Source organism: Spiroplasma endosymbiont of Labia minor (genome assembly GCF_964019845.1).
GTDB lineage: Bacteria > Bacillota_I > Bacilli_A > Mycoplasmatales > Mycoplasmataceae.
In genome coordinates this window covers 292,856-313,913 of the sequence record NZ_OZ026465.1, presented here as the reverse complement: position 1 = coordinate 313,913, position 21,058 = coordinate 292,856, and the positions used below count along the sequence as shown (strand labels likewise).

Below are 21,058 nucleotides of genomic sequence, written 5' to 3'. Positions count from 1 at the left end.
TTTCTTTCTCCTTAATTAGTTTCTTTTTTTATTTCTTCTGTTTTTTGATTTTGTACAATTGGCATTTTTGCATCTATTCTTGGTTTATATTCTCTAGGTGCTCTATCATTTCTTTGTGATCTATCTTGATGATTATTAAATGAATTTTGATTATTTTCATTGTATTCACGCTTTGGTGCAACAGTACGTAATTTAGAAGGTTGCATTTTAATTCCTGCAGCTTCTGCATAAACATCAACTACATAATTTAAAATAATATTTACAGATTCTTGCATATCATCATTTGCTGCAATTACAAAATCTACCATATCTGGGTCTGCGTTTGTATCACAAATTGCAATTACAGGAATGTTCAATTTTCTTGCCTCTTTAATTGCAATTTCATCTGTTTTTGAATCAACAACAAAAAGAGCAGCAGGATATTTATGCATTTGTTTAATACCACCTAAAGTCTTTTCAAGTTTAGCTTTTTCCTTTAAAATAGCTATTTGTTCTTTTTTGGTATGTAATTTAATTTTTCCTGTTTTTTCTTCATTTTCGATATCTCAAAGTGTTTTAATTCTTAAAGATATTGTCTTCATATTAGTTAAAGTACCACCCAATCAACGTGAATTTACAAAATAATTTCCCGAACGAAGAGCTGCTTCTTTAACTCCATTTTTTGCAGAACGTTTTGTTCCAACGAATAAAATTTTTTCTTTTTTAATACCTATATTTGTTACTAATTTTTTAACATTTTCAAGTAATACTAAAGTTTTTTGCAAATCGATAACATGATTTTTATTTTTAACTCCGTAAATATATTGCTTCATTTTAGGATTTCATCTTTTTGTTTGATGTCCTAAATGTGAACCTGCCTCTCATAATTGTTCTCTAGTAATATTTGCCATAAATTTTCCCTTTCACTTTTTTATACTAAATATTTGTTATTCTTCCATTCAGTTCTAAACTTTGCCACACTTTAATATTAAACATCGTGCACTAGGCATTGCAATTCCTAAATGTGTTTGCATTTTAATTATATAAATATACAACTCGTTAATTATATATGTTAACAAGATAAATAACAATATTTATCTTGTTATTAAAAAATAAATATTGTTATTTTTTTGCTAATTTAGCTATCGCTTTTGTATATATTTCAAGCATTTTTTGCAAATCGCTAATTGTGACATATTCGTTGTATGCATGCATAGTTGAATTATTGACATCAAATTCTGCACCAAAAGCAACAATATTTTCCATGGCTTTTGCATATGTGCCACCACCCAAAGCTACAGGTTCTGCATTTTGTTCACCTGTAACTTCTCTATAAACAGACATAATTTTTGTAGCAATCATTGAATCCTTGGCAATATATACACTTTTTTCTAATTTAGCTTGCTTTTCTTTTAAACCATAAGATTTGATAATTTCGTTTAATTTATTAAATAAATTAGTTAAATTTGCATGAACTGGTATTCTTAAATTCAATGTAAAACGTTGATTTTGATCATTCATTTCCACTATTCCATTTGATGCAGTAACTTTGCCTGTTTCATCTTCTAATCCATCAGGGAAAATATTTGTCATATTATAATTTAAATGAATATGATCATGAACAAATTTGGCAATCGGATCATTTATACCTATTTCATAAATTGCGTTTAATGCATAAGTTGCAGCATTAATACCCATATGTGGCAACGACCCATGCCCTGCAGTTCCTTGAATAATTAATGAATTATCTTTTTCTACCAAAGAAACAACATTATTTTTTTGTAAAAATTCTTTTAATTCTTGTAATTTTGGACCAATGTATGTGACTTGATCATTTATCACATTATATGCAGAACCACCCATTAGAGAAAATTGACACTGATAATTTCCTAAAATATCTATATCTCGGATAAATTTTTCTGCATATACCATTGGAAATTCACCATCTGGTGTATATCCAAATGCTGGATGTTCTTCATTTGCAACATATGCATTCATATCATCTCAATCTGTTTCTTCTGCCGTACCAAAAATCATACGTATTCTATAATCTGCCAAAAAGTTATGATCAATTAAGTATTTTACAGCAAACATGTTAATAATAGTCGGACCTTTATCATCAAATACGCCACGACCAATTAATTTGCCATCTTTAATTATTGGTTCAAACGGATTTGTAACTCATTGATTAATATTACCTGGCGGAACAACATCTAAGTGGCATAATATACCCATCATTTCTTTTGCGTTTCCTATTTCGGCATAACCATAACGATTCTTTTTATCTTTAACTATTTTTGTAAAACCAATTTTTTCAGCCAAGTCTAATGCAAAATCTAATGATTTTAAAGTATTTTCTCCATATGGAGCACTTGCAGTTGGTTCTGATCTATATGATGGAATTTTGACAATTTCTTTTATTTGTTCTAAAGCTTCTTCAAAATATTTTCCTTGTAATTTATTTAAGTTTATTTCAAACATATTATCACTCCTAATATTTAAAATTATTTTATATTTCTATTTTTTTTAATTTTTTCATATGCTACATTGATTTCTAACATTTTTTCTTTGGAATTTGGAATTACCGAAGTATCTGGATGATATTTTTTTGCAAGTTCTCGATATCTTTTTTTTATCTCTGCGTTTGTAGCAAATGAGTTTAAACCCAAAACCTCATACGAATGAAAATCAGAATTATCTTTAACATTGACATTAGAATTATCGTAATTATCATAATTTTGGTCTTGTCTTTTTTTAAAGAAAAAAATATTTAAATTCATAACCAAATCTTCAAAGATGCTATTAAAATCCGCTTTCATTATTGTCTCAATATTATCTAATCTTGATGAGAAATATTCCTCTTCCGATGAATACTTAATTTTTTTTATATTTGCGGATTTTTTATATAATTTATTGAACAGAAATGGATAAATGTCTTCTGCTAAGTAATCAATTGCTATTAATAAAAATTTTGAATAATATTCGCTATATGCATTACCGATAATATAGACTCAATCACCTTCAATAGGCATACCATTTAAAATGCGATCAATTTCTTGCAAAAATTGTGATTCATATTTTTTAAATATCGTTTCCATTTTAGTTGATATTTCTACAATTTGTTTTTTAATTATTTCCATATCAGAATTTAAATCTTCTACATGATTATTTAAGTAATTTTCCATATTCTGCAATGAAATATGAAATGGATAATTCAATAATTTGAAATTAACATCATATCCTTTAACGTTAATTTCTTTTTGATTATTAGAGACAACTGTATTTTTAATATTTTGAAAATAATCATTTAATTGATTTAAAGACATTCTCTTTTTTTCTTCACGTTGTTTATTATTTTGATTGCGTTTTCTTCCAAAAATTCCGCCACCACCAGAGAAAAGCGAAATAATAATTACAATAATTATATATCATCAGAAATTCATATTTCACATCCCCTTCATGTCTAACTAAATAATAACAAAAAAATCGTGTGAAACACGATTTTAAATTAATGTATTATTTTTCTGATTTTTTTGTTTTGCTTGTAATCGCTTCTGTTTGTGGTATAACAGTTGCTCTTTTTCTATTTTTGCCAAAGCGTTCATACTTAACAATTCCCGAAATTAGAGCAAAAAGAGTGTCATCTCCTCCACGACCAACGTTTATTCCTGGATGAATTTTTGTTCCTCTTTGACGAAAAATAATTGAACCAGCATTTGCAAATTGACCATCTGAAATTTTTTGTCCAAGTCTTTTTGATTCAGAATCGCGCCCGTTTCTTGTTGATCCAACTCCTTTTTTAGAAGCAAAGAATTGTAAACCTAATAAAAATCGCATAATTAAACCTCCTTAATTTTTAAATTTTCTTTATATTGTACTTCAATTGTTTTTAATTGAATAATCATTAGTTGAAATAATAACTGTAATTCTTCTGATGATACTAAAACATCAATTTCTATTAAATTATCTTTAATTTTGATATTTGTTTTTCCCGCAAAAAGAGTGTCAAGTGCATTTAAAGTACCTGAAGTTATTGCTGTAACTCCAGCACATACTAAATCTTGACCATAATCGCCAAATTTAGCATGCCCTGAAATTTTAATAAAATCAATTAATGATCCTTTTTTTGAAATATTAACTTTTATCATTAATTATTCAGAAGCTTCTGGTACTTGAGTTGTAACTTTTTTTGTTGCTGAAGCACCAGTAGATATTGCATCAATTTTTATTTTTGTGTACGGTTGTCTATGACCATAAACTTTTCTAATATTTTTTTTAGAATGATATCTAATAACACGTATTTTTTTATCTTTTCCATTTTTAATTATTGTACCAGTAACAGTTGCGCCCTTAATAAAAGGTGCACCTATTTTATCATCAATCATTAGTACTTCATTAAACGTAACTTTAGTATTTTCATCTTCATTCAATAATTCAATAAAAATTTCATCATCTTTTTGTACTTTAATTTGTTTCCCACCAGTTTTGATAATTGCAAACATATTAATTTTCCTTTCAGTATAGACTCGCCTTGTATGCGTTCACTTAAGAAACTTTCGGTGCACACAAAAGAGCGGTTGAAACTGCCAACCGTTATTTATTATACATAAATATAAAATAAAAAAGCAATATTTTATTTAATAATAATTCAATAAAAAAATAAAAACTGTATCAATAAGATACAGAATTAAAATATAATTAATTTTTATTTACAAAAAAAATCGTTGTTCCTACAGAAAAAATTACTCCCGTTAAAATGTGAGATGCTGATGCTAAACCTGATAAAAAATCATCTGTAGAAGCTGCACCTCAAGCATAAAAGAATTTTCAAGATGTTCCTCACGCCTGTATTATAAAAACAACTACGATCACAATAGAACAAATTACACCAATTAAGCCAAAAACCTTATTTGCTCCAAAAAAATGTAAGAAACAAAATAAAGCTATCACAACAGATAATAATAAATATATTGCGAATCCTGCTCAAAATGAACCATCGTCTTTATATAAATCTTGAAATTTAACTACAAAAATTATTGATAATATTGCGAGTACAACACCCCAAATGCCATTAATTATACTTCCTATTTTTTTCATTATCTAAATTCCTCCTACTGGATTATGCTAATTTTAATAAATTTATACAATATTTAAATTACTAATTGCTTGCTTACATCATTTTTACAAAATATAAAAAAATAAAAATAATACTAGTTTATTAATTTATAAATTGAAGCATCTTCACCATTATTTCAAGTTCCAGCTAAAATTATTCCATTTGAAAGTTGAATAACTGATGTTATGGGATTATCAAAAGTTTTATTTTCTACAATACCAGTTCCATTACCAACAGAAGTATCAATTGTACCTTGATCTGTTAATTTGTAAATAACTCCTGAATTTCCTACAGCTAAAACAACGCCATTTGAAAGTCTAATTAATTTTTCAATATTCATTTTAACAGTATTATCTTCTAACTTACCAGTTCCACCACCTACTGATGTATCAATTTTACCTTGATCTGTTAGTTGATAAATTGAACGGTATCCGTGCCAACAATGACTAATTCATTTTCAAATTGAAAAAAAGAGCCAACACCACCATCAACAGTATTATCTTCAATTTTACCACCATTTCCGACTGAATCATCAATCCCTCCAGATGACTCTTCATTATTATTTAATGAAACTTCACGACATGCAATTGTTGTTGCTTATCCTGCAGACACAAGACTAATTGCTGCTAATATTTCTAAAATTTTTTTCATTTTTCTAAAAATCTCCTTTTTATATTAAATATTTGATAATTAATTTTAATAAATATAGATTAATTTAAATTTACATAGATTCAATTTATGCTATCAATCAAAATAAAAAGAAATGCTATAATAGTATTTCGTTACTATTATAGCATTTCTTAAGAAAAAAATAAACCCGCATTTTTGCAGGTCGTTTATCCGTGGTTGTTGATTTTTCTAATTTTTAAGAAATACAGAAAAACTACAGAAAATAAAAAATGGCACCCTTGAAGAGATTCAAACTCTTGGCCTATCGCTTAGGAGGCGATTGCTCTATCACTGAGCTACAAGGGTATAACCATATTTATACTAACTTTTTTTAATACAAAAATAAACAGAAACTATGCAAATTGATTATAATTCACATTAGAAGAATTATCTATAGTAAATTTTACGTCACCATTTTGAAATGGCCCATTTATTTGATTTGAATGTGTAAACTCAAAGACTATTCCTGCAATTGCTTCTGTAAATCCCGTAATAGAATCTATGATATCTGCAATACCAGATATAAATGATCCAGATATACTAGCTCCTCCTATTGTGTGATTCATTTCAACATTTGTTAATTCTTTCATCTATATTCACCTCCATTTTTTTATATAAAAAATTATGATTTATAAACTAGATTTGAAATATAATTTTTGGATAATTTGAATTCATCAATGATAATACTAATAATTTCTTTGTTATTTTTATTTTGTAATTTATATTCAGAAATTTTTAATTTAATAATTTCTTCATTTACAGTATTTTTTTCAAAATCAGTAAACAAAATAACAAACTCACCTTTTATAACACTTTTATTTTCAAAATTAAAATATTGATCTATTTCTGCAAGTGTTCCAATAATAAATTGTTCATTAATTTTGGTTATTTCTCTTCCAATAATAATTTTTGTATCATTGCCAAGTATTTGTTTTGCAAGCGAAATAGTCGATAAAATTCTATGTACCGATTCATAATAACAAACAGTAGTCATATCAAATTTTTTAATTTTTTTAAATTCTTTAATAATTTCAGATGTTTTGTGTGGCAAAAAACCACCAAAATAATTATTTTTATTTATTCAACCAGAAATTATTAGAGCATGTATATATGCAGGTCCAGCCCCTATTGGACACACAGAAAAATCATTATTCATTTTGTATAATTCATTTAAAAGATACGATCCTGGATCAGAAATTACTGGAACTCCAGCATCTGAAATCAAAGCTATATTTTTTTTTAATATCAAATAATCATTTATTTTTTTTGCTTTTTCAATTTCATTATATTTATGCAAAGATATTAAAGGTTTTTTAATATTATATTTTTGAAGTAAAATCATTGATTGCCTTGTATCTTCACACAATATTATGTCAACTATTTTTAGTGTATCTATTGCTCTATTACTAATATCATTCAAATTACCAATTGGTGTGGTTACTAAAAATAGAATTGGTTTATTATCTTTAAAGGTACTGAAAATTATCATTAAATATCTCCTTGTGAAAATAAAAAAATAATGCCTTTAAACATTATTATTCTACATTAATTATTTGAATTTTATATGGAACACGAACTTCTCTTACATCTGTTGTTGTTCCTTTTTTTTGACCTAACATTGCTTTTGCCAATTGCGATTCATTTGAAATTTTATTTTCAAAAGGATCTGCTTCAACCTGACCTACAATTTTTACAATCATTTCAGTTTTATCATTTAAATTTTTGAATGTTACAGTTGAACCAACTTTTACTAAATCATGATTTGTTACAGAATCTTTTTCAATTACAGTAGCTTTAACCACCATTGCTTCTAATTCTTTAATTCTAGCTTCAACTTCCGCTTGTCTGTTTCTTGCAGCATCATAATCTGCATTTTCAGATAAATCACCTTGAGCACGTGCTTCAACTAATTCTTCAATTACTTGTGGTCGCACATTATCAATTAAATTTTTAAGTTCTGTTTTTAATTCCTGTAAACCTTCAGCGGTTAAAATAATTTCATTTTCCATATAAAGACACCTCTACTTAATCAACTATAGTATTATACACAAATAATAATCTTTATTTATGTTTTTTAAACTAATCTTACTTTTTTTCTTCAAGTACCTTTTATTCATCTTATAGGATAAATCATTGCTCTTAAAAAAGGATCAACCAAATAACCAATATATGCAAAAACCAAACCCAAACCATGTAAAATATTGAAACCATAAATAAAAATAAATGGAATAGCCACTTGACCAAAATACATTGTAAAAATTGAGACAATTAATGGAAAATACAAATCACCCGTAGATCATAATGCCCTTAAAATTGATAAATTAACTGTATCAAAAATGCATTTAACACCAATGATAGCCATTAAAATATAACCTCATGTATTTATTAATTCAGTTGGTTGATTAAAAGCTTTTAATAATGGCCAAGTTAAAAAAATTAAAACAACAGCTGAAATACTTGCAATATAAACTGAAGTTTTCAACAATTAATGCCTTCCTCATATGCTCCATCCAAATCTTTTTGGCCTATTTTTGTTGATACTCTAACAGATGTTACAGTAGCTATAGAAATCATTAAAATCATGGTGTATTGCTGAATACTATTAATTGCTCTATGAAATTCTAATCATTTATTTTGTTCATAATATGTATTTGCATCACTACCCAAATGAGCTATTGCAACATTGGAAATTAAATTCGCAACATTTCATAAGCCCATTTCAATAGTCATTGGAAATCCCATTCTTAATGTTTCTTTTACAAAAAGTAATTTAATATTCTTAAAAAAACCAGAATTGGTTTTGTGATCTATAAGTTTATTTGCAATGATATACATATAAATTAATTGAAATAAACCAGCTATAGGAATAGATAAAGAAATTCAAAATGGATTTATTTTAGCAGCAAATAACATTATAGAAACAATTGTTGCATCTATAAAATTGGAAATAACAGCACCAATAGTAACATGAATCGATTTCTTGATTGCTTGTAGTGCAGAAATATAAACTTGCGCAATAGACATAATAACGAGTCTAGTTAATAAAACATAATAATATTTTTGTGCAAATTGGAGTTCATTGATTTCAACAATTTGACCGTTAACATTTTCAATTGCTACATTTTGTGCACCCATTGTTTCTAGCAAATATTCACTTAATAAAGCAACAATAGTATAAATTCCACAACAAATTAAAAAATTAATAATTACTCCAGATATTATAACTTGATTTAATTCAGAATATCTTCTCTGACCAATTAAATTACCACACACAATCAAAGTTCCAGATGCTACAAAACTTGGTGTAAATTGCAAAAAAGTAAATGCAACCGTTATTTTAGATACAACCGGAAAATATGCTCCATCTTTATATCAAGAAATCATTATCATATTTATTTGTGTAATTAGTAAATCAAAAAATAATTGAATAAAAATTGGTAACGCAGCTTTTACTATTCCTTTAAAATCTTGAACTTTATATCAAGTAACATTCAATTTCAAATTTTTAAGTTTCTTTTGTTCTTCAACGGTTAATAATTTTCTTTCATTTTTTTCTATTATATCGATTTGTTTATTCATTGTTCTTTTTATCTTGAAGTGACTTTCTATTTAAATTTTCAATATATTCTAAAAGTGATGTTAATGATTTTTTATTTTTAATCAATAATTTAAGTTCATTTTCATCAGCGTTTTTCAATTCTGATAATGTTGAGTATTTTTCATTTATTTTATTTATCATAATTTTTCCTAAACCATTTACAGACTCCAAATGTGAAGTTACCAAAGATTTTGTTTGTCTATTTCTAAATGCAGCTATGGCAAAATTATGTACTCTTTCTTGAATGCGAGCAAGTAAGTTAAATAATGGTGTTGTTTTTTTAAGATAAACATCTTTATTATTTAAATCACAAATATGATCTGTTCTATGATGATCATCTTTTACTAACCCAATTACTGGAATGTCTATTGAAAGAATTTTTAGAATTTCTCTAATTGCGTTAACTTGTATTTTTCCTCCATCTGCTATAATTAAATCTGGTTTTTCTTCATTATTTACTAAGCCTTTTTGATATCTTCTATAAACCATATTTTGCATTCTGTGATAATCGTCTTTTGCATCTATATTTATATTATATTTTCTAAAACTATTATGACTTGGTCTGCCTCCTTTAAAAACAACCATTGCACCAGTTACTAATTCATCCAAAATATTTGCAACATCAAACATTTCAATATGATATGGATATGTAGGTAAATTTAGTAATTTTTGTAAATCTTGTAATACATCAGATTCATTATAATTTAAATTTGCAGATTGCAATCTTGATTTTCTCAATTCATCTATTGCATTTGAATGTGCCAAATTCATTAATGAGATTCTAAGTTCTGAATCATTTTTTTTAATAATTTTTCCAAAATTAATTTTCATATCTTTAATGTCAATATCAATAGGTAAAATAGTTTCATTTGGTAATGCATTTTTTGCATACAATTGAATTGCATATGATGTTAATAGTTCTGAAATATTTTGACCGGAATATTTATCTATATAAGTATCTTTTGAAAGTAATTTACCACCTCTATAAAATAATGTACAAATTACAAAATCAGAATCATCTATTTCATAAGATATAACATCTCTATTTAAATCATCATTCAATTCAACATCTTGTTTTGCGGTTGTTAATTCTATATGTTGTAATAATACTTTTATTCTCTGTGCCTCTTCAAATTGTAAATTACTAGCCGCATAAGTCATTTTATTTTTCAATTTCAAAATAACTTCTTCTGAATGGCCTTTAAAAAAATGTTCTACATTATTAATTTGTTTTTCATATCATGATCAATTCACATCTTTAAAACATGCTCCGGAGCACTGATCAATATGATAATAAAGACATGGTTTACCTAAATTACCAGCACATTTTCTAAGTGGAAATAATCGTTCCATTGTTTTTAGAATTTCTCTAGCTGATGAACCATCTGGTAGTGGTCCGAAGGTTTTTAAAGCACTATTTTGATAACTTCGTACATATTTATATTGTGGATCTTTTTCTTTTGTGATAATTATATACGGATAATGTCTGTCATCATTTAATGATATATTGTATCTTGGTTTATATTTTTTAATTAAGTTTTGTTCAAGTACTAATGCTTCTTTTTCATTTTCTGTAATAAATGTTTCAACAGAGTTTATATCTCTTACAAGTAAAGTGGTTTTATTATTGTGTACTTTATTAAAATAACTAGAGACTCTTTTTTTTAAATTTTTTGCTTTACCGACATAAATTACTTTTTCTAAATTATTTCGGTAAACATAACAGCCTGGTAATTCTGGTAATTTTTTAACTTCATCTAATACTTTACTTGATGCCATAAATATACTCCCTATTTTTTTAAAGATACATTATCTAATTTTTTTACTAAAATTTCAAAGTCTTCTTTTGTTTCACCATTGAAATTTCAAACTTGTTTAAAACCTTTTAATAAATTATAATTTGTTTTTTCACCTATCAATAGTGCGTGAAAATTATTTTTACTTTTCTTTGCTTTTTTGATTCCATTTACAACATCTACTTCTATTTCATCTCCTATAAAATCTGAAATCATTAAAACATCTGCATTTTTAAAATCTTCTTTTGTTAAAATTTCTAGAGAATGACGTAATGGGCTTGAAAAATCAGTACCACCTCCGCCAAATGAAACTGATAAAAATTTATTTAATTTTTCTAAATTACGATTTGTATCAGATAATTCAAGTGTATCTATATCTGTTTCAAAAGTTACTAAATATATTTTTCTTTTTTCACGATTCGCCATGGCCGTTAATGCCAATGCTGTTGCCTTTGCAAGTAATTCGGCTTTACCGTGCATTGATCCAGAAATGTCTACCAAAATAATTATTGGTCCCTTCCTATTTTTTGCTAAATCCGATTTGGTATTTTTAATTTTAGAATATTCATCAATTGACATTATATCTTTATTTTTGTAATCAAAAGTTTGTAATTTTCCTTCCGCAAATTTAGCCAAAAATATTTTTTTATAAGTTGGATGTTTAAAATATACAAGCTCACTTAGTAATAAATGTGAAATGTTATTTGAAATTTTTGTTCCGACAAATTCTTCTGGATAATTTTGCGAATAATTATCATAATTTCTTTTAAAATTTTTTAATTTATTTTTTTCTAATTGATTTTTTGCATTTTCTACATTCCCCAAAATTTCAATTAGTTTTTTTATTGATGAATTATTTTCAATTAGTTTTACAAATTCATATATTGATGATATATCTTTGGTCTTAAAATTTTTAATATCTAAATTTCAAGTGGTACCAAATATTTTTGAAATTGTAGTTGACATATTTTTATATTCGATAAAAGAATATATTAATTTAATAATTTCTTTTTGCAATTTGTACATATGATTTTTCATATACATTATCGGTTCTGCAATTAATGACTCTATGATTTCTTCTTCCAATATTTCTTCTATTTTCAAAAATAATTGATTTTTATTTTGCAGAGTTTGATCAAATTGATATTTTTGAAATTTAATTGCTTCTTTTGTTGATGCACTAAAAGTATCTATTTTTTGCAATAAAGTAAATGCACTATCAATATTTATAATCATTTCAGATTTAATTTCTTCAATAATTTTGACTTGTTTTTGCAAAACTAGGTCAGCTTTTATTTTTTCAATCACTTTCAACCAATGAGAATAAAATGAGGAGATTTTATTATTAATTTGTTCATTTAATAATTTATTACCTCTACCATCAAAACTTATTAAATAGTATTCATATTCAGGTAATGCAAGTAATTGCTTTCACATATTTTTTAAAACATTTTGAGTAACTTTCTTTGCTTTATTTTCATATTTTGCAATAGGCGCATAATATGTTGTTATAAAAGGATTTATGTCAATGTCGAATTGATGTCGCAATTTTTTAATTGTATAATCAACTGCATCATTTATTAAATGTTTTTTTCAATCATCAACGATATCTTCAATATAATTCGATGCATTAACTATAAAATGTAAATAATAAACTGATTTATTTTCTTGTAAAAAACGAGTAAGTTGTTCTCTATTAAATTCAAACGAAAAATTATCAGTTTTAGAAATTCAATTTAAATCTCTTTCAACAGTTTTTTTTGAAAAATATTGATCTATAAAAGTTTTGTAATTTAAAAAAGATGATTTTAACATATCCTGTAATTTAAATTTGATATTTTTATTTGACTCTTCAAATAAATTTTTATATTTAGTTTCTGTGAAAATTTTTTTTTCTAAATTATTAATTTCTAAAATTACTTTATCTATAGCAAGTTCAATAATTTTATTCTTATTTAACATTATGATCCTTTAATTACTTTTTTTTGCAATTGAAAAAAAGTTTTTTCAAATTCTTGTCTTAATTCGGAACTTATACTACTTGCTCTATCAAAATCAAATGGTGAAAATATAGACGATGCTTTTGAAATGACGCCGTTGTCTTCATTCAATCCTTTAAGTATAGATTTATATCGAATACCTAATTCATCTATGTATTCTTTATTGGTTAAATTATTTTTTAAATAGCCTTTAACATTATTTGTTAATGTTTTAATTTCCGTTTCTGCTCAAGAAACATCATCTGAAACGCCAGTAATTTTTTGAACTATTTCATCATAAATTAATTTTATTTCTGCGCGTTCATCAACACCATTATTGTTTATATTATTTCAAAAACAATGTTTAATAACAAAAGTATCTGCAATTTCCACAATTTTTCTATCAGAACATAATGCAGACACTTTCATTAAACGCAATGTTTTTTTTCAACGTCTATCAGATATATAAATTGAAGATTTTGTTTCTAAATTTATTTTAAAATGGCGAATGAAATCTATTGTATCACTTGAAAAATTTATACCATTTGTATCATCTACAATATTTGAAATTTCAATTAAATTTTCTGGTGTCACTAAATCTGCATCATTTAATTTCAACAATTCATGTTTAACATCAGTTCCTATGCCAACCATTTTTAAAACATTATCAAAATCATTTAAAGGCTCTGTTTCAAATCTTAATATAAATCTATCATAAAGTGCTTCTAGGCCTTGATTTTCTTCTGGGAATTCGTTTGAAGCTGCTATTAATAATTTAAGTGGTACTTTTATGGTTTGTGTACCATTTCTAAATTCTTTTTCATTAATAATAGTAAGTAAGGTATTTTGAATCGATGGTCCTGCTTTTCAAATTTCATCTAAAAAACAAATATCTGCTGATGGTAAATATCCATCAATAAGTCTCACATAATGTCCATCTGATAATTTATTTATATCTAAAGGACCAAAAATTTCTTCTGGAGTAGAATATTTGTTCATTAAATATTCAAAAATTTTACCATTTTTAATTATTGTTTTTATTGCTTTCGCAATAAAAGATTTGCCTAATCCCGGTTTACCATACAAAAAAATTGACTCGCCACCGAACATCGCAAGTAAAGTTAATCTAATTACATCTTCACGTTCATACAAATTTTGTGACAAAAATTGTACTAATCTTTCAATTCTACTGCGCATTTTAAACTTCCAATCAATAATATATCCATTTAATTTTACTCTTTTAAAATAAAAAATTAACGTATAACGTTAATTTTAATAAATATCTTCATACCTTAAAAAAACTTCTCTTGGTTTAGAACCATTTTGTGGGCCAATTATGCCTTCTGCTTCCAATTCATCAATTATTCTGGCTGCACGATTATATCCTAATTGAAATTTTCTTTGTAATAATGATGTTGATGCTTTTTGTTCTCTAATTACAAACTCTTTAATTTGTTCATACATTTCATCATTTGATGAACTTGAATTTACATCTTGTGAATTTGTCTCTTTTTGCATAAAGGATGGGTCATAACTTGCTTGTTGTTGATTTGTTATTCAACTAACTATTCGTTCTATTTCGTCATCTGATAAAAATGCTCCTTGCGCACGAGTCAAATTCGAACTACCAGCAGGCATAAATAATAAATCACCGCGTCCTATTAATTTTTCAGCTCCAATTGAATCTAAAATAGTTCGTGAATCTATTCCTGATGAAACCGCAAAAGAAATTCGTGAAGGAATATTGGTTTTAATAACACCAGTAATCACATCCGTAGATGGTCTTTGAGTGGCCACAATTAAATGTATTCCAGACGCCCTAGCCATTTGTGTTAAACGCATTATCGATTCTTCAACATCTCTTTTATTTGCAGTTAGCATTAAATCTGCAAGTTCATCAATAACAATTACAATGTATGGTATTTTTAATGAAGTGACTGTTTGTTTTCTATTATATCCTTCAATATTTTTTACATTATTCATTGTAAATAATGAATATCTTCTTTCCATTTCCTCAATAACTTTTTTTAGTGCGTTACTTGCATCTTTCATATCTGATATGACAGGAGCTAATAAATGAGGTAAATTATTGTACATTGAAAGTTCTACTTTTTTTGGATCTATCATTAAGAATTTTACTTCATGAGGTTTTGCTCGTAGCAAAATTGAAGTAATTATTGCATTAATCATCACAGATTTTCCAGAACCAGTTGAACCTGCAACAAGTAAATGTGGCAATTTATCCAATTCTGCAATAATTGGTTCTGCCAAAACATTTTTGCCAATTGCAAATAATAATTTAGAATTAATTTTTTGAATAGGAATTTTTTCCATTAATTCCCTCAAAGAAACAACGCTTGGATAATCATTTGGTATTTCAATACCAACTAATGCTTTACCTTGAATTGGTGCTTCTAATAAAACATTTTGTGTAGCCAATGTCAATTTTAAGTCATTTTCCAATCCCAAAATAGAATTTACCTTTGTTCCATCTCCGGGTTGAACTTCAAATTTAGTAACTGTTGGTCCAATTACATAATTTACAACTTGGGCATTTATTTTAAATTGAACAAAAGTTCTGTTAATTACATCAACTTTTGCATCTGCAGCTGCATTATTTCTTTGAATATCTTCTGGTGAAATATATACTTTTTTTAACAAATCCAACGATGGCAATTGATATGAATTATTTATATACTGTTCTTGATTTTCTGCCAAATTTGAATTTACTTTAATTGGTAAAGTATTTCTTGGTACATCTACGCCATTTAGAATTCTTGTTTGAGTATTAAAAGAATCATACATTGGCGAACGTTCTATTCTTCTTTTTTCACGTTGTTTTATTTTTTCATTATCTTGATGATTGGTTATATATTCATCAATTGTCACTTGATGCATATCTTTTCTTGAATTTGGTTCATTTTTTAAAACGCCCATTAATTCTTGCGTTTTGCCATTTGCACCAAATGGTGTCACAGCTGTTTCTTGACCAAATTTTTCACGTGCAATAGCTGGATCAATATCTCCATATTTTGTTGTTGCAGGTATTGTGTAATTTAAATTTTCATTTAAAGGTTGTTGATTTCTAGTTCTTGGTTTATATAATTTTTGATTATTTTCATAATTATTTTGTTGTTGTTGAATATTATTTGAGTAATAAGCTGAATCATTCATTTTTTCTCTTCGATATTCATATTGTTGGTTTTCATAATTTGTAGATTGCATTTTGTTTTGTCTATTATTATTTATAGAATTAACATTTTCATAACCACCAAAAGACTCGTTATAATCATTATAATTTTTTTCTTCATAAAGAACATTTCTTTCTGGAAATTTATTTAGCAAGTCATCATAGTTTACATCAGATTCATAATAATCTTTTTCTACCGGTGAATATAAACTATGTTGTTTTGAACGTACATAACTTGGAAATTCAAAAGTAATATCGGATTCTTTTAGTGAATCCAATACTTGTCTTGAGGTTAATTCATCTTCTGAATTTATGTTAATTGTTCTAAATCATTTGGAATGATTATTCACTTTTTTTTCTTTAGAATTTGATGATAATGAAAGTATTCTTAAACCTCGACCACGTTGTTTTGATTTTGGTCTAAACAAATAAATTGGATCGCCTGTTAAAATTCATACTAATTGTACAAATACAAAAAACAACGATATTACTAAGCCTCCAAAAATACTCGTATATGCAAATATTCCGGCAAATAAATTACCAAATAATCCTCCGCCTGCATAAATTGTAAAATAAGCAGATGGTTCTGAATAAATGAAATTAACTTTGTAATCTGGATTTAATGAAAAAATGGAATGATCTTGTCAGTTCTTTCAATAATCTATCAATATATTTTTCAGCATATCTTTATTTATTATAGATAAAATTTGAAATTCTTTTGTTTTTGTGTAATATGCAACAATAATCAAAATAGAAGAAATTAATGTGCTTAAAATAAGAGATGATGAAATAACCATTCCCAAAAAACGTTTTTTAAATTTAAAACGAATACCAAAATATGCGGCAATAACAAAAACAAGAATCGCCAAATAAATTATGTATTTAAATCAGCCAAATGGTAATGTAAATAAAACATCATCCAAAAATTGCCCCACGATAGTAATTCTGCCAACAGAAATAACTACAAAAACAAACATCAGCAAAGATATTATTATTCAACTTATATTATCTGATCGACGTTGCTTTTGTTCCAAAACAAAAGCAGTAGTACGGTCATCATTTTTATCCATTTACCTAATCACTCCTTTGCATAAAATTTGTTTACCCTTAATAATTCTATTTTAATATAATTTTAATAAAAGTTGAAGGTCAAAATATAGTTTTGTAAAATAATAAAAAGAACATATTCAAACAGAATAAGCCCTCTTATTTATTATTATTTAAATATATTATTTGTCTACTGAAACTCTTGATGCTTTTATGTCTACTGATTTAATTTCATCAAGAATTTTGTTTAATTTAAGTTCTTCTACTTCTTTACTATGTTCTATTTTTGAAAGTAATTTAACCGATAATTCTTTATTTTTCTCTAAATTCATATCTACTTTTTTTAATCAATTGTCATAATTTTTCTGACGTTTATCTTGATTTGCGTTATAAATCAAACTCATATATTGATGATCTTCTTTTATCTCTTGAGTCATATTTGCAATAACTTCTGATTTAGTTAAGACAACAAAATCTGAATCAAGTAAAGTTTGATGTTTTTGACCTTCCTCTGTTGACAAACGTTTTTTCAATATTTTGTTTTTGTAATATGCAAAATATCAAATTACTCCAAAAACTACAGCTACTATAATGAATACCAATTCAACAACAGATCCAACTAAAACTTCAACATTTCCTGCATCTGCTAAACCAGCATTTATAGAATCAACTATATTAATAAATAATTGAACATAATGATAAACAAATATAATTGCCAAAAAGATTAATACTGATGGGAAAATTAATCATTCTCATAAGTAAACTCTAACTTTTTTCTTTGCGCCCAAAACAAACATTGAACCAATAACCATAATATACACAAAGATAGTTACAGCAGATGAAGCTTCTGTTAATGATGAAACATTAAATACCGAACCGGAATCAACTCCTGTTTTTGCAATTTGCGCTCCCTGAGCAATATCTGGAACAATTAATCACAACGCCAACATAATTGCAGTAATAGAAAAGTTCAATATTGAAGCTTTAATTGGTAAATTATCTTTATTTAAAGCTCCAAATTTTTCTGGTAAATAACCTTCAAAAGCCATTGGTTGAATCATTGTTCCACCATATAAGGCATTTTGCATTGAGCCATTTGCTTTTAGGGCTCATTGTGAAATTATCATTACTATTTGTCCGCCTAAAATAATCCACTTGACATTTTTCTCTTTAAAATAATCTCATAAGCCCATATTCATGTTTTGTGCAAATGAATTTATTGCAGCAAAAAATATTAATAAACAAACAACATATGTAATTGTAGAAATAATAATAACTCAAATTATTCCTTTTCCAATATTTTTTTCTGGTTGATAAATATTTTTCCCAGCTGTTGCATATGTTTCAAATCCAGCAAAGAAGAAGAAACAAGAATTAAAAGCTTTAATAAATGCTTCAAATCCATGTCGCATCAATGGGTCTTTGGTTCCACCACCTGTATAACCATTTGTTCAATAATTTAAATTATCTCCAGCATTTCCTGGCATAAATGCCAATGCAAGACCTGCAATAATTAAAACAAGCGAAGTTCCTCACTTAATATATCCAGAACCCATTGATAAACGTTTATATCATTTAATTCCTAAAAATACCACACAAGAGAATAATGCATAAACAGCAATACCTATTAAATCTAGATATAAATTTGTAAATGCCCCTCAATATATAGATATTTTACCAGGCACATCTTGTCCAGTTCCGGTAAACTCTACATTGAAAAAACCTTTCATTAAATTAAATACCTGTACGGTAATTAAAAATGGTAGTAATACATACTGCATAAAAACTGATATAAAACCTCAAAATCTACCAAAAGCTGATCTGGTATAAATATATGCAGCCCCATTTATGTTCGCCTTATGTACACGTGCTAATTTTGCAAAAGATCATGCGCATAAACCAGCTATTAATCCGATTAAAATAAATAGTCAAATCACATGCATTCCAATTGAATTTTTATTTTCAGTACCGTCTGCATTTCATAAATTTGACAAAATTGCCATATTTCCTAAAAATCCAATACCTACAGTATAATTAAAACCAAGCCAAATAAACTGGCCTAAACTGATTTTCTTGGATTTATCTGTCACTACTACTGACATATCATTTTCCTTTCTCTCTAAAATTTCATTATCTATAATAAAATTTCCTTAAATACAATAATTAAATTTTAATTATCTAGGCATCAAAGCAAGATTAACTTCTAGTTAATAAAGTAATTCTTAATTTAATTTCTAATCAACTATAAATAATTAAATAAAATATTTTTTATATAAAAGTTAACAAAAAATATTCTAATTTTTAATTAACTTACACTTTTTTAGATTTCAACTAAGAATCACCTCCTTTGATGGTTCTCAATTAAACAGATTATAATTTATATCTCAACTACTAAAAACATATTAGTATTTAAATTTATTATACAAATTAATGTTATTCAAAAAATAATTTAAATCTGTTTAATCAAAAACTTTTACATAAAATTTTTTATTAAAACTTATTAAAACTTATTATTAATTTGCGTTAGTTATTAAATTATCTAAATTAGCATTTAGCGCTTTAAAAGGTTCAATGTATGATGAAAACGCTAAATTTCTATTAAAATCTTTGTTAGTTCAAGATAAATCTTTAACAACAAATCTTTTTAATTTGTTTTGTGAGTAATTTGCAAAATTCATAGAGAAAGTAAAAAAAGCATTTAACATATAAAACATTTGTCATATTGTTAATTTGTGCATTTTTAGTCCTCCATTTTTTTTTATAATACTATGTTTTAATCAAATTGTAAAGTCTATATTGAAATTTTAGAAAAATATTCATGAATCACAATAAATGCTATTAAAATAAAGGATATACTCTACTGCCTTTCATTTATCAAATATATTGTTTTGTAAACAAAATAAAAAGCCCATACGTATTTTCGCATGGGCAAATATATACAATGTTATATAATTTTTAATTATCTGTTTTAACATTTTATTTTTAATTTTGTTATTATGATTATTTTATTTCAGTTACTAAATCTTCAATTGGAATTCTTCATTTATTGTTTTGAATTACTCTATTTAAATTTGATTTATCATCATTTGTTCCAATAAGAACTGCTAAACAAATATTTTCATTTTCTTTTAATCAATTATTTTCTTTAAAAGTTTTGGTTAATTCATTATATTTTATTCCAGCCATAATAGTTGATCCATAACCCAAATCTGTTGCACATAATGCAAGTTGCATAGCCATCATAGATGATGCGCATTGTTCAAATTTAAATGCAGCGTTTTTATTATTTTCAAAATGTTTAGTTATGTAATTATAGCGTTCATTTTTTTCATTTTCTGATCATGATGGATCACATGAAGGCGTTTTTTTATTAATTCAGAATCATTCGCTAAAAATGCTTGAACTTCCAAGCCAATAAAAACAAAACATGCACTAGCTTTTTTTATTTTTTCCTGATTGAAATCATTAAATTGCGATGCAATTTTTTGACGCATTTCTTGAGTTTGGAAAATTGCCACTCTAGCCTGTTGAAGACCAAATGCACTAGGTGTCAAAGAAACTGCTTCTTTTAATTTATCCATATCTTCTGAATTAATCATTTTATTTTGCACATAATCTTTTGTTGTAAATCGTTTTTTTGCTAAATGTAAAAAATCCATAAATTTTATCCTCTAATTTCTATTT

At 26.2% G+C, this 21,058-nt stretch carries 22 protein-coding genes and 1 tRNA gene; 1 reads left to right on the top strand and 22 read right to left on the bottom strand.

Annotation, left to right across the window (positions count from 1 at the left end):
- Positions 1 to 11: 11 nt before the first annotated feature.
- The 8 genes from rpsB to AACK85_RS01575 all read right to left on the bottom strand — a co-directional run bounded on the left by rpsB (position 12) and on the right by AACK85_RS01575 (position 5,435).
- Positions 12 to 890, bottom strand: coding sequence for a 30S ribosomal protein S2 (gene rpsB, locus AACK85_RS01610; RefSeq protein WP_338970457.1), 879 nt, complete (start codon positions 888 to 890; stop codon positions 12 to 14).
- Positions 891 to 1,101: 211 nt separating this feature from the next.
- Positions 1,102 to 2,460 carry a Sapep family Mn(2+)-dependent dipeptidase gene (locus AACK85_RS01605; RefSeq protein WP_338970454.1) on the bottom strand — a complete coding sequence of 453 codons (1,359 nt, stop codon included), beginning with the start codon at positions 2,458 to 2,460 and terminating at the stop codon, positions 1,102 to 1,104.
- Between the two features lie 23 nt (positions 2,461 to 2,483).
- A complete protein-coding gene (locus tag AACK85_RS05005; RefSeq protein WP_422397536.1) occupies positions 2,484 to 3,422 on the bottom strand; it encodes a J domain-containing protein in 939 nt (312 codons plus the stop codon).
- Between the two features lie 73 nt (positions 3,423 to 3,495).
- A complete protein-coding gene (rpmA, locus tag AACK85_RS01595) occupies positions 3,496 to 3,816 on the bottom strand; it encodes a 50S ribosomal protein L27 (protein ID WP_338970451.1) in 321 nt (106 codons plus the stop codon).
- Between the two features lie 2 nt (positions 3,817 to 3,818).
- Positions 3,819 to 4,127 (bottom strand): ribosomal-processing cysteine protease Prp, encoded by a 309-nt coding sequence (locus tag AACK85_RS01590; RefSeq protein ID WP_338970448.1) that lies wholly within the window; start codon positions 4,125 to 4,127, stop codon positions 3,819 to 3,821.
- Positions 4,128 to 4,130: 3 nt separating this feature from the next.
- Positions 4,131 to 4,481 carry a 50S ribosomal protein L21 gene (gene rplU / locus AACK85_RS01585; RefSeq protein WP_338970445.1) on the bottom strand — a complete coding sequence of 117 codons (351 nt, stop codon included), beginning with the start codon at positions 4,479 to 4,481 and terminating at the stop codon, positions 4,131 to 4,133.
- 196 nt (positions 4,482 to 4,677) lie between these two features.
- Positions 4,678 to 5,076 carry a hypothetical protein gene (locus tag AACK85_RS01580; protein WP_338970443.1) on the bottom strand — a complete coding sequence of 133 codons (399 nt, stop codon included), beginning with the start codon at positions 5,074 to 5,076 and terminating at the stop codon, positions 4,678 to 4,680.
- A gap of 113 nt (positions 5,077 to 5,189) precedes the next feature.
- Positions 5,190 to 5,435 carry a hypothetical protein gene (locus tag AACK85_RS01575; RefSeq protein ID WP_338970441.1) on the bottom strand — a complete coding sequence of 82 codons (246 nt, stop codon included), beginning with the start codon at positions 5,433 to 5,435 and terminating at the stop codon, positions 5,190 to 5,192.
- A 93-nt stretch (positions 5,436 to 5,528) separates the two neighbouring features.
- Between AACK85_RS01575 and AACK85_RS01570 the strand changes: the two genes are divergently transcribed.
- Positions 5,529 to 5,774, top strand: a complete 246-nt coding sequence (locus tag AACK85_RS01570; RefSeq protein WP_338970438.1) for a hypothetical protein — start codon at positions 5,529 to 5,531, stop codon at positions 5,772 to 5,774.
- A gap of 221 nt (positions 5,775 to 5,995) precedes the next feature.
- Here AACK85_RS01570 and AACK85_RS01565 read toward each other — a convergent pair.
- From AACK85_RS01565 to AACK85_RS01500, 14 genes are all read right to left on the bottom strand, one after another.
- Positions 5,996 to 6,070, bottom strand: a tRNA-Arg gene (locus AACK85_RS01565).
- 47 nt (positions 6,071 to 6,117) lie between these two features.
- Complete coding sequence (locus tag AACK85_RS01560; protein WP_338970435.1) at positions 6,118 to 6,354, bottom strand: hypothetical protein; 237 nt, start codon at positions 6,352 to 6,354, stop codon at positions 6,118 to 6,120.
- A gap of 32 nt (positions 6,355 to 6,386) precedes the next feature.
- A complete protein-coding gene (gene rsmI, locus AACK85_RS01555) occupies positions 6,387 to 7,253 on the bottom strand; it encodes a 16S rRNA (cytidine(1402)-2'-O)-methyltransferase (protein ID WP_338970432.1) in 867 nt (288 codons plus the stop codon).
- Between the two features lie 46 nt (positions 7,254 to 7,299).
- The gene (gene greA, locus AACK85_RS01550; protein WP_338970430.1) at positions 7,300 to 7,773 is read right to left on the bottom strand and encodes a transcription elongation factor GreA; all 474 of its coding nucleotides are present in this window, start codon (positions 7,771 to 7,773) and stop codon (positions 7,300 to 7,302) included.
- 65 nt (positions 7,774 to 7,838) lie between these two features.
- Positions 7,839 to 8,246, bottom strand: coding sequence for a hypothetical protein (locus AACK85_RS01545; RefSeq protein ID WP_338970427.1), 408 nt, complete (start codon positions 8,244 to 8,246; stop codon positions 7,839 to 7,841).
- Positions 8,201 to 9,343, bottom strand: coding sequence for an MATE family efflux transporter (locus tag AACK85_RS01540; protein ID WP_338970424.1), 1,143 nt, complete (start codon positions 9,341 to 9,343; stop codon positions 8,201 to 8,203). Before AACK85_RS01540 ends, AACK85_RS01545 begins: the two co-directional genes overlap by 46 nt.
- Positions 9,336 to 11,141 (bottom strand): excinuclease ABC subunit UvrC, encoded by a 1,806-nt coding sequence (gene uvrC / locus AACK85_RS01535; RefSeq protein WP_338970423.1) that lies wholly within the window; start codon positions 11,139 to 11,141, stop codon positions 9,336 to 9,338. Before uvrC ends, AACK85_RS01540 begins: the two co-directional genes overlap by 8 nt.
- A gap of 11 nt (positions 11,142 to 11,152) precedes the next feature.
- The gene (locus tag AACK85_RS01530) at positions 11,153 to 13,120 is read right to left on the bottom strand and encodes a vWA domain-containing protein (RefSeq protein ID WP_338970422.1); all 1,968 of its coding nucleotides are present in this window, start codon (positions 13,118 to 13,120) and stop codon (positions 11,153 to 11,155) included.
- A complete protein-coding gene (locus AACK85_RS01525) occupies positions 13,120 to 14,334 on the bottom strand; it encodes an AAA family ATPase (RefSeq protein ID WP_338970420.1) in 1,215 nt (404 codons plus the stop codon). Before AACK85_RS01525 ends, AACK85_RS01530 begins: the two co-directional genes overlap by 1 nt.
- 75 nt (positions 14,335 to 14,409) lie before the next feature.
- A complete protein-coding gene (locus tag AACK85_RS01520) occupies positions 14,410 to 17,397 on the bottom strand; it encodes a DNA translocase FtsK (protein ID WP_338970417.1) in 2,988 nt (995 codons plus the stop codon).
- Positions 17,398 to 17,556: 159 nt separating this feature from the next.
- Positions 17,557 to 19,476, bottom strand: coding sequence for an APC family permease (locus tag AACK85_RS01515; protein ID WP_338970414.1), 1,920 nt, complete (start codon positions 19,474 to 19,476; stop codon positions 17,557 to 17,559).
- A 411-nt stretch (positions 19,477 to 19,887) separates the two neighbouring features.
- On the bottom strand, positions 19,888 to 20,112 hold the full coding sequence (locus tag AACK85_RS01510) for a hypothetical protein (protein ID WP_338970412.1): 225 nt from the start codon (positions 20,110 to 20,112) through the stop codon (positions 19,888 to 19,890).
- Between the two features lie 262 nt (positions 20,113 to 20,374).
- Positions 20,375 to 20,608, bottom strand: coding sequence for a hypothetical protein (locus tag AACK85_RS01505; RefSeq protein ID WP_338970409.1), 234 nt, complete (start codon positions 20,606 to 20,608; stop codon positions 20,375 to 20,377).
- Positions 20,609 to 20,676: 68 nt separating this feature from the next.
- Positions 20,677 to 21,033 carry a nitroreductase family protein gene (locus tag AACK85_RS01500; protein ID WP_338970406.1) on the bottom strand — a complete coding sequence of 119 codons (357 nt, stop codon included), beginning with the start codon at positions 21,031 to 21,033 and terminating at the stop codon, positions 20,677 to 20,679.
- Positions 21,034 to 21,058: the final 25 nt, after the last annotated feature.